The sequence below is a fragment of the Vibrio sp. bablab_jr001 genome (assembly GCF_016464285.1).
Taxonomy (GTDB): domain Bacteria; phylum Pseudomonadota; class Gammaproteobacteria; order Enterobacterales; family Vibrionaceae; genus Vibrio; species Vibrio fluvialis.
Map to the genome: position 1 here is coordinate 222,329 of NZ_JACDWZ010000041.1, position 12,477 is coordinate 234,805.

Genomic DNA, 12,477 nt, shown 5'->3' on the forward strand with positions numbered 1-12,477 from the left:
CTCACACCTACAAAGAATTCAAAAATGCGATCAGCGCTTCACGCTGTTTTTGATCAAATTGCAGCACACGGTCACGCGATTTTTTCGCTTCACCACCATGCCACAATACCGCTTCCATTACATTTCGCGCTCGTCCGTCATGCAGATAATAGGTATGTCCGTTGACTTCCTGCGTATACCCGATACCCCACAGCGGTGGAGTCCGCCACTCCTCAGCGCTCGCCAATGCCTCTGGTCGGCCATCACTCAGCCCTTCGCCCATATCATGCAACAGCAGATCCGTATAAGGATGAATCGTCTGCTCTGAAAGCGCGGGAAGATGCTCTCGCTTGGCGGTAATCACATTGGCTTTATGGCAAGCAACGCAACCACTATCAGTAAACAACTGCTCGCCCTGCATCACTTGCGGATCATCGACATTACGTCTTACAGGAACCGCCAAGTGTTGTGAATAGAACTCAACAAAATCGAGAATGTTATCGCTCACTTCCGGTGAGCCGCCATTGGGCAAACTGTCGCACAATGTCTGGCTCGCTGTACAGTTTTCCTGTGGAAACAGACGACTGGTTAAACCAATGTCACCGTTAAATGCGGCTGCATTTTGTTGCATCAGAGAAGGCTGGCCGGCTTTCCAACCGAATCGGCCGATGACGGTTTTCTCAGCTTCAACATCCCAAACCCGGTTGAGTTTACCGGAAATGCCGTCGTGGTTCTTATCCTGTTCGTCAGCCCAGCCCATCAGCGTAGATTCAGGAATGCTTTCCAACAAACCCAATCCAATCATAGGAGGAGCCACGCGTGCCGACAGCTGAGTGTTCGGGTGCAGCGGACCATACGCCAAGTCTACGATGGAAAGGTTAGGTTTTCTCAGCATCACGGGCGTACCATCGGCAAAGCGCACCGCGACTTCATCATAAGTAATGTGAATCTGACCTTCCGGTTTTTTACCTGGCAAAGCGAAATCTTGCAACTGAGCCCCATACGTTGGTTCAGGCACTACACCTTCTTTCTCGTAAATGGCGCGATCTGCTTGAGTCGTTGCCGGAATGCTCATACGCACCAGCATTGAAACGGCTTGAGTGTCGTTCTCTTCGGGCGGATGGCCGCGGCCATCTTTGATGTGGCAGTTCTGACAACCGTTAGTGTTGAAAAGCGGCCCTAAACCGTCACGGGCTTCTGTTGACGAAGGTGCCGCCACCCAAGGGTTACGGAAAAAACTGTTACCGACACTGAAATCCAGACGCTTGGACATGGGTAAGTTAGAGGCTGGCATTGAATACGCATTCTGACCATTTTTGGTCGTACTGGTTGCCCCGCCAGATTTGACCTCACCAGCCAGTCCTTGTGTGGAAATCAAGCCAAGAAGGAGCGCGGAGTAATACAACTTCATTCCATTCTTCTCGTGTAATAAAAAGCAAGAAACCCAATCGCCGTACATGGCAAAAATTCTCTTTTTGACACGCTGATGATTGGGTAAAAAGAGCCCTGTAAACAGGGCTCATTAGATCTATTTTTAGAATTCGTGATCAGCAGTGTCGGGGTTCAGGTTATCAATACCGATAACGTTCGCCGCACGTTCAATCGATGCAGTTTGAGCAACCAGAGACATGATCGCTTTGTTTACCAGAGCATTGCCTTCTTTGTTGTCTGCCGCAATCAGTTGGTCGAAATGCTGATTGTTTTTCTCTGCGGAGTTCACCAGTTCACCCACTTGTGCACGTGCTGCATCGAATTGCTTCATGATTTCTTTTGCTGCAACGTCATCTTTCTGTGCAACGAGATCATAGATAGAAGCACCGGTCAGAGTGGAACCGTCTGCGCGAGTGTACGTACCAGTGTAGATATTGTAGATACCTTGCTCATCATAGAAATGTGAGTTGTGTGTGTTGTCAGAGAAACAATCGTGCTCATCTTCTGTTGAGTTGGCTTCCAGGGCAACTTTCATGCGCTCGCCAGCCAGTTCACCCAATGACAGTGAGCCCATACCAAACATCATCTTACGCAGACCATTTTGCGCAGAATCAGCAAGCAGTTGTTCGCGGTAGTTGCCTTTCTCTTTGTCAGACCACTGTTTTTCCATCCATTCCAGATCTTGAACCAGCAGTTGTACCGATGCTTTCAGGTATTGAGCGCGACGGTCGCAGTTACCGTGTGTACATGCCTCGCCCTGAACGTAGTCGGTGTATGGGCGCTCACCCGCACCAGGTTGAGTACCGTGCAGATCTTGGCCCCAAAGCAGGAATTCGATCGCGTGGTAGCCCGACGCAACGTTCGCTTCTGAACCGCCCACTTCATTCAGGCTCGCAATAAGCTCAGGCGTAATAGTTGAAGCATCAATCGTGGTTGCACCAATGGTCAGAGACTTGTTTGCCACGATGTTTGCGCTTGCGCCTTCGTTCCCCAGTTCGTATTGGTAATCGTCAGAAACGTAGTCAATCAAACCTTCATCCAGAGGCCATGCATTCAGCTGTCCTTCCCAATCGTCGACAATGGCGTTACCAAAACGGAAAACTTCAGATTGTTGGTAAGGGACGCGAGCCGCCAACCATGCTTGTTTGACTTGCTGTAGTTTGGCATCGGAAGGTGCAGCCAAAAATGCGTCGACAGACTTTTCTAGGTTTTTCGCTGTGGTCAGAGAGTCAGAGAACACCGCATGACCGATGTCAGCATAATGAGCGACAACCTGATCCTGAGTGACTGCTGCAAAGCTTGCACCGCTGGCAACTGCCAGTGAAGCGGCAATAGATTGGACTAAAAGTGACTTAACTTTCATTTAAGCATCCTTGTTGAGCGTTTATTCATTGCTAGTGCTAATTATTATCATTTGCACTTTTAGCCGCGATAATACAAATTTACATTTTTTTTGCAAGATGTAACGAAAAAAACCTCACCGAAGTGAGGCTTTTATCAACGATTTAAGGAAATAGCTTAAAGTTTAAGCTGATGTTTACCGTGAGAGACTTTTGCTTTCAGGTAGTTCTCGTTGCCAGATTTGATGTGCGCAGCGGTGTGCACTACCTCAACAATTTCGATGCCATGCTCTTTAAGTTCGCGGATCTTTTTCGGGTTGTTAGTCACCAAACGAATCTTAGTCACGTTGAGCGCTTTGAGCATTTGAGCCGCTTCAGTGAAATCACGCAGATCATCACCAAAGCCTAAATGGTTATTGGCTTCGTAAGTATTCATGCCCTGACTTTGTAGTCGGTATGCATCAATCTTATTGTACAGGCCAATGCCGCGGCCTTCTTGGCGAAGATACAGAATGATCCCACCATGTTCGCCCATTTTCGTAATGGTTTCTTCCAGTTGCTCGCCACAGTCACAACGCGATGAGTGGAACACATCACCGGTCAGACATTCAGAGTGCATACGCACTAATGGGATTTCCTGGGTTTTATCTGCTGACTTGAAAATGACGGCGACGTGCTCTTTATCGGTCTTCAATCCTTTAAAGGAAAGGATTTCTGCATCAATGTTGCTTTTCGCACCTACTTTTAAATCAACTCTGGCTCTTACTTCCGCCATATCTGCACTCACCTGATTCATTACTGGATGCATGCTGGTTATTGTATGCATTCTTATACCTTACTTGTGACCTTACTATGGGGACTGATACCCCACTTTTCAACGAAAAGATCACAAAATCACTCGAATTGTTATATTATAACAATTTAGAAAATGCGCAATAAAAAACCCAGCCTATTGTTGAGCAAGCTGGGTTTACAGAATTTCTCAGAGAATCAGTAGATTAATGGCTTTGCGTTTTCTTCCACACCGTGAGTTCTACCCACACTTGTTCAAGCTCTTTAAGCTCTTCCGCTGTCAAAATAGATAATGTGGGTTTGGTTTGTGGCAGAGAGCACGACTGAAGCGCACTGATTTGTGCGTAAAAGTCCTTCTTAAGTTGTGTAATCACTGAATAGTCCACTGCCTTTTCCTACTGATTATTATTTGTTCTAACGGAATAATATCATTTAAATCAAATTGGTGTCAGTTAAATTTAATTATTGGAATAATTGTCACACTAATTTTTCTAAAGTTTAAATTGAGGCAGGATTATATAAGTGATCATACACTCTTTATTTGATCTAATTTAATTGGATCCTTTCTTTCTATTTCTCTCACTATTCTGTTAATTCGTTATTTAATTAAACATGCCCAAAAACAGTAATATCTCAACATAACCATCTGAAAGCCTTGAGTCACTTGTCGGTTTCATAACGCCGTCCGCTTATACAACCGCGCTTATAGATAGCTAGCTTCTTTATTCTATCGAGTTTCAAAATTGACGATCATCAATTTTTATTTACGGATTCATCCGTATTTAATCGATCATCTGTAATAACAAAGTTTATTAACCCAGTTGAGTACTCAACTATTAAAAGAGTTAAGATACAAAAAAGCCGGGTATTAACCCGGCTTTTCTTTTAAGAAGAATTATTCTTCTGTGTCACCTTCAGAGGATGTCTCTGGTGCTTCAGAGGATGCTTCAGGTACTTCACTGCCTTCGTTTACGATTTCCGAACCTTCCTCTTCTGAGAATTCAGATTCTTCAATCTCTTCGATACGCTGCAAACCAACCACTTGCTCATCTTCTGCAGTACGGATTAGCGTTACACCTTGGGTGTTACGACCAACGTGGCTAACTTCAGCCACACGAGTACGTACCAGTGTGCCTGCATTGGTGATCATCATGAACTCATCACCTTCGTCAACCTGAACCGCACCCACTACGCTGCCGTTACGCTCAGAGACTTTGATCGAAACCACACCCTGAGTACCACGGCCCTTCGTTGGGTATTCAGACAAGCTGGTGCGCTTACCATAACCATTTTCTGTTACGGTGAGTACATCACCATCAGTCTTCGGTACGATTAGCGATACCACTTGGTCGCCATCAGCCAGTTTCATACCTCGAACACCAGCTGCAGTACGACCCATAGGTCTTACGCCTTTGAACTTGATCTCTGGCTGGCCATTTTCATCCAGTACAGGTTGACCATTTTCATCCACAACCGCAGTTTCTTCTGATTCTTTGAAGCGAACTACTTTGCCGAATTTAGAGAACAGCATAATTTCGCTTTCGCCATCAGTGATATCTACACCGATCAGCGAGTCTTCGTCACGCAGGTTCAACGCAATCAGACCGTTAGAACGAACGTTTGCGAACTGATCCAGAGACGTCTTCTTCACAGTACCGTCGCCGGTTGCCATAAAGATGTACTTGTCGTCACTGAACTCGGTCACTGGCAGAATCGCCGTGATGCGCTCGTTTTCTTCCAACGGAAGCAGGTTCACAATCGGCTTACCGCGAGCGGTACGGCTTGCTAATGGCAATTGGTAAACTTTCATGCGGTAGGTCTTACCACGAGTCGAGAAGCACAGGATATTATCGTGCGTGTTCGCAACCAGAAGACGTTCAATATAGTCTTCATCTTTCATGCGAGTCGCACTCTTACCTTTACCACCACGACGCTGAGCTTCGTAGTCGCTCAGTAACTGGTATTTCACGTAACCTTCGTGAGACAGTGTTACCACAACGTCTTCACGTGCGATCAGTTCTTCCAGATCGATATCATGGCTTGCCGCAGTAATTTCAGTGCGACGAGCGTCACCGTAACTATCACGTACAGTAACCAGCTCTTCACGAATCACTTCCATCAGACGTTCTGTGCTTGCCAGAATGTGCATCAGTTCAGCGATCTCTTCCAGAAGCTGTTTGTATTCGTCAAGAATCTTCTCGTGTTCCAGACCAGTCAGCTTGTGCAGACGCAGATCCAGAATAGCTTGCGCTTGTTGCTCAGTCAGGAAGTACTGACCGTCGCGAATGCCGTATTGAGGCTCAAGCCACTCTGGACGAGCAGCATCGGTGCCAGCACGCTCAAGCATCGCTGCCACATTACCCAAATCCCAACCACGCGCAATCAGGCCAGCTTTCGCTTCAGCCGGAGTTGGTGCTTTACGGATCAGATCGATGATGTCATCGATGTTGGCCAGTGCCAGTGCCAGACCTTCAAGGATATGAGCACGTTCACGAGCTTTACGCAGTTCAAAAATCGTACGGCGAGTCACCACTTCACGGCGGTGATCGACGAAGCACTTCAGCATTTCTTTCAGGTTAAACAGTTTAGGCTGACCATTGTCCAGCGCTACCATGTTGATACCGAAAGTCGTCTGAAGCTGAGTGTTTGCGTAGAGGTTGTTCAGAACCACTTCGCCTACTGCATCGCGCTTACATTCGATAACAATGCGCATACCGTCTTTATCTGACTCGTCGCGCAGTGCACTGATGCCTTCAACTTTCTTGTCTTTAACTAGTTCCGCAATTTTCTCGATCAGGCGAGCTTTGTTCACCTGATAAGGAATTTCGGTCACGATGATGGTTTCTTTACCGTTCTTATCCGCCTCAATTTCAGCTTTTGAACGCATGTAAATCTTGCCGCGGCCGGTTTTGTAAGCATCGATGATGCCTTTACGGCCACTGATCATGGCTGCCGTTGGGAAATCCGGGCCCGGAATGTAATCCATCAACTCATCAATCGTGATGTTTTCGTTGTCGATGTACGCCAAGCAACCGTCAACCACTTCCGTCAAGTTATGCGGTGGAATGTTGGTTGCCATACCGACTGCGATACCAGAGGCACCGTTAACCAGCAGGTTAGGAATTTTGGTAGGAAGAACCGCAGGGATCTGTTCAGTACCGTCATAGTTCGGTACGTAATCCACGGTTTCTTTTTCAAGGTCCGCCAGTAACTCATGGGCAATTTTTGCCATACGTACTTCGGTGTAACGCATTGCCGCCGCGGAATCACCGTCGATCGAGCCAAAGTTACCTTGACCATCGACCAGCATGTAGCGAAGCGAGAACGGCTGCGCCATACGTACAATCGTATCGTATACCGCACTATCACCGTGCGGGTGATATTTACCGATTACGTCACCTACCACACGGGCAGATTTTTTATATGGTTTATTCCAATCGTTACCCAGTACGTTCATCGCGAACAGCACGCGACGGTGAACTGGTTTTAGGCCATCACGCACATCTGGAAGAGCACGACCCACGATAACTGACATCGCGTAGTCCAGGTATGAACCTCGTAGCTCATCTTCAATGTTTACGGGCGTGATCTCTTTAGCTAGATCGCTCATAGAGCCATTATCCCTCTATAGTTTGATCGGTATATCCAGACAACATAAAGCCCATGCTAATCTCCGCATGAATCACTTTATGCTGCAACACCTGAATATTATTGATACTTATAAGGTGAAAAAATATAACACAAGTTTCCAAGCTTCGGCATCACTTTCCCTCCCCTTTTATCAGGTTGTGACCTTTGTTGTGTATCAAGTGCTGAGAATTTACACATTCCTCCCATATCCAACTGATAAAAGGTTATTTTTTGCTCATCCATTTGGGATTCAAAGATAACAACTGGTGCGAAATGACAACGGCGTTATAATGCCACCTTATTCATGGATGCGTAACACAGGCAACGAATAGCATGACCAAACCGCAAAACGTCGACCCAAATGAAATCAAGAAGTTTGAAGAGATGGCCTCACGTTGGTGGGATCTCGAAGGTGAGTTCAAACCTCTACATCAGATTAACCCGCTGCGTCTGAACTATGTGCTGGAACGCGCTGACGGACTGTTTGGAAAAAAAGTGCTGGATGTTGGCTGTGGCGGAGGCATCCTTGCCGAGAGCATGGCTCGTGAAGGTGCGCAAGTGACTGGCCTAGATATGGGTAAAGAGCCGCTGGAAGTGGCACGTCTGCATGCCCTGGAAACAGGAACCAAGCTGACTTACATTCAGAGCACCATCGAAGATCACGCACAAGACAACGCTCAGGCATACGACGTGGTGACCTGCATGGAAATGCTCGAACACGTACCAGACCCACTTTCCGTTATTCAATCGTGCGCGGCGCTGGTAAAGCCAGGCGGTCATGTTTTCTTTTCCACGCTTAACCGTAACTTTAAGTCTTATCTGTTTGCCATTGTCGGTGCGGAAAAGCTGCTGAAGATTGTTCCGGAAGGCACGCACGACCACGAAAAATTCATTCGTCCTTCTGAACTACTCAAGATGATTGATGCCACTCCTCTGCAGGAACAGGCTATCACCGGGTTACTCTACAACCCACTGACTGACACATACCGCCTGGGCGCAAACGTTGACGTCAATTACATCATCCATACGCGCCTATTTTAAGAGGCATTATTCGCTAAAAATCGGTGCTTAAATATCACACTAGGCCACGGATTTTTAGCGTATTTTTTGTGCTCTAGCTTCCACTTTAATCAATTGAAATCAAGGTTGCATTTTTGCCTAAAGATCAAGAATTTTTTTTTCGATCATGGTTATGAAAAAAGCAATATTGAAATGTCGATTTTATACAATCAACTCTGTCCTTTGATCATCAGTGAGTGGCTACTAACTGTTTTTTTTAAATTCGCAAGTTATCCACAAACTGTCCCCGATCTGTAACTTGCAATACCCCCTCGATAGCACTATCTTGTAATGCGAACACTGATGCACCCCTACATATAGTGTTTGGGACACTATATGTAGGGCGAGCTTGATCACAAAGCCGGGATTCACTTTACAAGAATTACACTAAAACACGGCTTTTATCAGTTTTGTTAGGGAAATAAAGCAGAATGAACCAACAACTTACTGTCACCAAGCGTGATGGCCGCAAAGAAAACATCGATCTGGACAAGATCCATCGCGTGATCGCGTGGGCCGCTGAAGGCCTAGATAACGTCTCAGTATCACAAGTAGAACTTCGAGCTCACATCCAGTTCTACGATGGCATTACAACGTCAGATATTCACGAAACCATTATCAAGTCTGCGGCAGATCTGATCTCCGAAGAGACCCCTGATTACCAATACCTGGCTGCGCGCCTTGCTGTATTCCACCTGCGCAAAAAGGCTTATGGTCAATATGAACCGCCAACGCTGCTCGATCACGTGTCAGCGATGGTGGAAAAAGGCAAGTACGATAAGCACCTGCTAGAAGATTACACCCGCGAAGAATTTGAGTTGCTGAACAGTTTCATCGACCATCGCCGTGATCTGGATTTCTCTTACGCAGCTGTTAAACAGCTGGAAGGTAAATACTTCGTACAAAACCGTGTAACCGGTCAGATCTATGAGAGTGCACAGTTCTTGTACATTCTGGTTGCGGCTTGCCTGTTTGCTAAGTACCCGAAAGCGACTCGTCTGGATTACGTGAAGCGTTTCTATGATGCGACGTCAACATTCAAGATTTCGCTGCCAACGCCAATCATGTCTGGTGTACGTACACCTACCCGTCAGTTCAGTTCATGTGTACTGATTGAATGTGGTGACAGCCTGGATTCTATCAACGCGACTGCCAGCTCTATCGTACGCTACGTTTCTCAACGTGCTGGTATCGGCATCAACGCGGGTCGTATTCGTGCGCTGGGTTCTGAAATCCGTGGTGGTGAAGCATTCCACACCGGTTGTATCCCATTCTACAAGTACTTCCAGACTGCCGTTAAATGTTGCTCACAAGGCGGCGTTCGTGGCGGTGCAGCAACGGTATTCTACCCATTGTGGCACGGCGAAGCAGAATCTCTGCTGGTTCTGAAAAACAACCGCGGCGTTGAAGAGAACCGTGTTCGTCACATGGACTACGGTGTTCAACTGAACAAACTGATGTACAAACGTCTGGTTGAAGGTGGCAACATCACGCTGTTCTCTCCTTCTGACGTTCCGGGATTGTACGACGCTTTCTTCCAGGATCAGGACGAATTTGAACGTCTGTACGTGAAATATGAAAACGATCCGTCAATCAAGAAACGTACTGTTAAAGCAGTTGAGATCTTCTCGCTTCTAATGCAAGAACGCGCGTCGACTGGTCGTATCTACATTCAGAACGTTGACCACTGTAATACGCACAGCCCGTTTGATGCGAGTGTAGCGCCAGTGCGTCAGTCTAACCTGTGTCTGGAAATCGCTCTGCCAACCAAACCTCTGGTTAACGTAGAAGACGACAGCGGCGAAATCGCGCTGTGTACTCTGTCTGCTTTCAACCTGGGTGCGATTGAAAAACTGGATGATTTCGAAGAGCTGGCTGAGCTGGTTGTTCGCGCTCTGGATGCGCTATTGGATTACCAAGACTACCCGCTGCCAGCAGCACGTAAGTCAACCATGAACCGTCGTACTCTGGGTGTTGGCGTGATCAACTACGCATACTACCTGGCGCGCCATGGCGTGAAATACTCAGATGGCAGCGCGAATGGTCTGACTCATCGTACTTTTGAAGCGATGCAGTACTACCTCTTGAAAGCGTCTGTGAATCTGGCGAAAGAACAAGGTAAGTGCCCGGCGTTCAACGAAACGAACTACGCGAAAGGCCTATTGCCAATTGATACGTACAAGAAAGACCTAGATCTGATCTGCGAAGAGCCGCTGCACTACGACTGGGATTCACTGCGTCAGGAAATCATGGAACACGGCCTGCGTAACTCAACACTGACGGCGCTGATGCCTTCTGAGACATCTTCTCAGATCTCTAACGCGACCAACGGTATTGAGCCACCTCGCGGCTACGTATCTGTAAAAGCGTCTAAAGACGGTATCCTGAAGCAGGTTGTGCCTGAGTTCACTCGTCTGAAAGAGAATTACGAACTACTGTGGAACATCGGTTCAAACGATGGTTATCTGCATCTGGTTGGTATCATGCAAAAATTCGTTGACCAAGCGATTTCTGCCAACACCAACTATGACCCAAGCCAATACGAGTCTGGCAAAGTGCCGATGAAGAAACTACTTCAAGACCTGCTCACTGCGTATAAGTTTGGTGTGAAAACGCTGTACTACCATAACACTCGTGATGGTGCGAAAGACGATCAGAAAGATGCGGTTCAACCAGCAGATGACGATTGTGCAGGCGGCGCTTGTAAGATCTAATCAGATTCGAACTTTCACTTAATGATTTGCATGCCCTTCGCTCACGCGAAGGGCCAAACGGATGAAGGCACAATGGCTTACAGTACTTTTACTCAAAAAAAGAATAACCAACTTAAAGAACCTATGTTCCTTGGTCAGCCAGTTAACGTGGCACGTTATGACCAACAGAAATACGAAATTTTCGAAAAGCTGATTGAAAAGCAGCTTTCTTTCTTCTGGCGTCCGGAAGAAGTTGACGTATCCAGCGACCGTATCGATTACGCGAAGCTTCCGGACCACGAGAAGCACATTTTCATCTCGAATCTGAAATATCAGACTCTGCTGGATTCGATTCAGGGTCGCAGCCCGAACGTGGCTCTGTTGCCGCTGGTTTCTCTGCCAGAGGTCGAAACCTGGATTGAAACTTGGTCGTTCTCAGAAACGATTCACTCTCGTTCATACACTCACATCATCCGTAACATCGTTAACGATCCGGCGATTGTGTTTGATGACATCGTAGAGAACGAGCACATCATCAAGCGTGCAAAAGATATTGCACACTTCTATGACGATCTGATTCAGGCTACGAACGACTACCACCGTTTTGGTGAAGGTACGCACGAGCTGAACGGCGAAACAGTCACTGTTAACCTGAATGACCTGAAGAAGAAACTTTACCTGTGTCTGATGTCTGTCAACGCGCTGGAAGCCATCCGTTTCTACGTCAGCTTTGCATGTTCATTCGCGTTCGCTGAACGTGAGCTGATGGAAGGTAACGCGAAAATCATCAAACTGATTGCGCGTGATGAAGCACTACACCTGACCGGTACTCAGCACATGGTCAACCTGCTGCGCAACGGTATGGATGATTTTGCATTCTTGCAAATTGCTGAAGAGTGTAAACAAGAATCTTTCGATCTGTTCAAGCAAGCTGCTGAGCAGGAAAAAGAGTGGGCATCTTACCTGTTCAAAGACGGTTCAATGATCGGTCTGAACAAAGATATCCTGTGCCAGTACGTTGAATACATCACTAACATCCGTATGCAGGCGGTTGGCCTTGAGCCAGCATACCCAGGTGCAACCAGCAACCCAATTCCATGGATCAATGCTTGGTTGTCTTCTGACAACGTACAGGTAGCACCACAAGAAGCGGAAATCAGTTCATACCTTGTCGGCCAGATCGACAACGAAGTTAGCTCAGACGACTTCGAAGGTTTTGAACTGTAATGGCGAACATCAAAATCAACAAAATCGTCAACATTGAATCTAACCCGTCTAATACGCTGCTGGAAACCATGGAGCAAGCCGGGTTAGATCCAGAGTACAACTGTCGTGACGGCCACTGTGGCGCATGTCGTTGTACCCTACTTTCAGGTGAAGTCGAATATGTTGGTTTTGCGATGGCTTATACCGAGAGCAACGAAATATTGCCGTGTATTTGTAAAGCTAAAACGGCTCTGGAGCTGACCGACGTCAACTACCGAATCAAAGCCAAACGCGCGTAAATCATAAAGACAAAAGCCAGAGCAGTGCTCTGGCTTTTTCATTTCTGT

Annotated in this window: 9 protein-coding genes; 4 read left to right on the forward strand and 5 right to left on the reverse strand. The window is 46.9% G+C overall.

The window, feature by feature from the left end; all coding sequences use genetic code 11:
• Positions 1–7: 7 nt before the first annotated feature.
• The 5 genes from JIG40_RS06995 to gyrA all read right to left on the reverse strand — a co-directional run bounded on the left by JIG40_RS06995 (position 8) and on the right by gyrA (position 7,152).
• The gene (locus tag JIG40_RS06995; protein WP_199465033.1) at positions 8–1,390 is read right to left on the reverse strand and encodes a di-heme oxidoredictase family protein; all 1,383 of its coding nucleotides are present in this window, start codon (positions 1,388–1,390) and stop codon (positions 8–10) included.
• A 123-nt stretch (positions 1,391–1,513) separates the two neighbouring features.
• The gene (locus tag JIG40_RS07000; RefSeq protein WP_199465034.1) at positions 1,514–2,773 is read right to left on the reverse strand and encodes an imelysin family protein; all 1,260 of its coding nucleotides are present in this window, start codon (positions 2,771–2,773) and stop codon (positions 1,514–1,516) included.
• A 155-nt stretch (positions 2,774–2,928) separates the two neighbouring features.
• Positions 2,929–3,576, reverse strand: coding sequence for a GTP cyclohydrolase II (gene ribA / locus JIG40_RS07005; RefSeq protein WP_020330380.1), 648 nt, complete (start codon positions 3,574–3,576; stop codon positions 2,929–2,931).
• Between the two features lie 172 nt (positions 3,577–3,748).
• Positions 3,749–3,928: a hypothetical protein gene (locus JIG40_RS07010; protein WP_020330379.1), complete on the reverse strand. Its 180-nt coding sequence runs from the start codon at positions 3,926–3,928 to the stop codon at positions 3,749–3,751.
• 509 nt (positions 3,929–4,437) lie between these two features.
• A complete protein-coding gene (gene gyrA, locus JIG40_RS07015; protein WP_199465035.1) occupies positions 4,438–7,152 on the reverse strand; it encodes a DNA topoisomerase (ATP-hydrolyzing) subunit A in 2,715 nt (904 codons plus the stop codon).
• Between the two features lie 353 nt (positions 7,153–7,505).
• On the opposite strand from gyrA, the gene ubiG reads away from it, so the two are divergent.
• The 4 genes from ubiG (at position 7,506) to yfaE (ending at position 12,429) form a co-directional block, all read left to right on the forward strand.
• Positions 7,506–8,213 carry a bifunctional 2-polyprenyl-6-hydroxyphenol methylase/3-demethylubiquinol 3-O-methyltransferase UbiG gene (gene ubiG / locus JIG40_RS07020; protein ID WP_032080242.1) on the forward strand — a complete coding sequence of 236 codons (708 nt, stop codon included), beginning with the start codon at positions 7,506–7,508 and terminating at the stop codon, positions 8,211–8,213.
• A 449-nt stretch (positions 8,214–8,662) separates the two neighbouring features.
• Positions 8,663–10,945, forward strand: coding sequence for a class 1a ribonucleoside-diphosphate reductase subunit alpha (nrdA, locus tag JIG40_RS07025; protein WP_020330374.1), 2,283 nt, complete (start codon positions 8,663–8,665; stop codon positions 10,943–10,945).
• A gap of 72 nt (positions 10,946–11,017) precedes the next feature.
• A complete protein-coding gene (gene nrdB, locus JIG40_RS07030; RefSeq protein WP_020330373.1) occupies positions 11,018–12,151 on the forward strand; it encodes a class Ia ribonucleoside-diphosphate reductase subunit beta in 1,134 nt (377 codons plus the stop codon).
• On the forward strand, positions 12,151–12,429 hold the full coding sequence (gene yfaE, locus JIG40_RS07035; RefSeq protein WP_020330372.1) for a class I ribonucleotide reductase maintenance protein YfaE: 279 nt from the start codon (positions 12,151–12,153) through the stop codon (positions 12,427–12,429). Before nrdB ends, yfaE begins: the two co-directional genes overlap by 1 nt.
• Positions 12,430–12,477 lie beyond the last annotated feature (48 nt).

Bases quoted from the DNA above. Each gene is read 5' to 3' on its own strand.
- gyrA (WP_199465035.1), bottom strand. From the start codon at position 7,152: ATGAGCGATCTAGCTAAAGAGATCACGCCCGTAAACATTGAAGATGAG.
- nrdA (WP_020330374.1), top strand. From the start codon at position 8,663: ATGAACCAACAACTTACTGTCACCAAGCGTGATGGCCGCAAAGAAAAC.
- ribA (WP_020330380.1), bottom strand. From the start codon at position 3,576: ATGCATACAATAACCAGCATGCATCCAGTAATGAATCAGGTGAGTGCA.
- ubiG (WP_032080242.1), top strand. From the start codon at position 7,506: ATGACCAAACCGCAAAACGTCGACCCAAATGAAATCAAGAAGTTTGAA.
- yfaE (WP_020330372.1), top strand. From the start codon at position 12,151: ATGGCGAACATCAAAATCAACAAAATCGTCAACATTGAATCTAACCCG.
- JIG40_RS06995 (WP_199465033.1), bottom strand. From the start codon at position 1,390: ATGAAGTTGTATTACTCCGCGCTCCTTCTTGGCTTGATTTCCACACAA.
- JIG40_RS07000 (WP_199465034.1), bottom strand. From the start codon at position 2,773: ATGAAAGTTAAGTCACTTTTAGTCCAATCTATTGCCGCTTCACTGGCA.
- nrdB (WP_020330373.1), top strand. From the start codon at position 11,018: ATGGCTTACAGTACTTTTACTCAAAAAAAGAATAACCAACTTAAAGAA.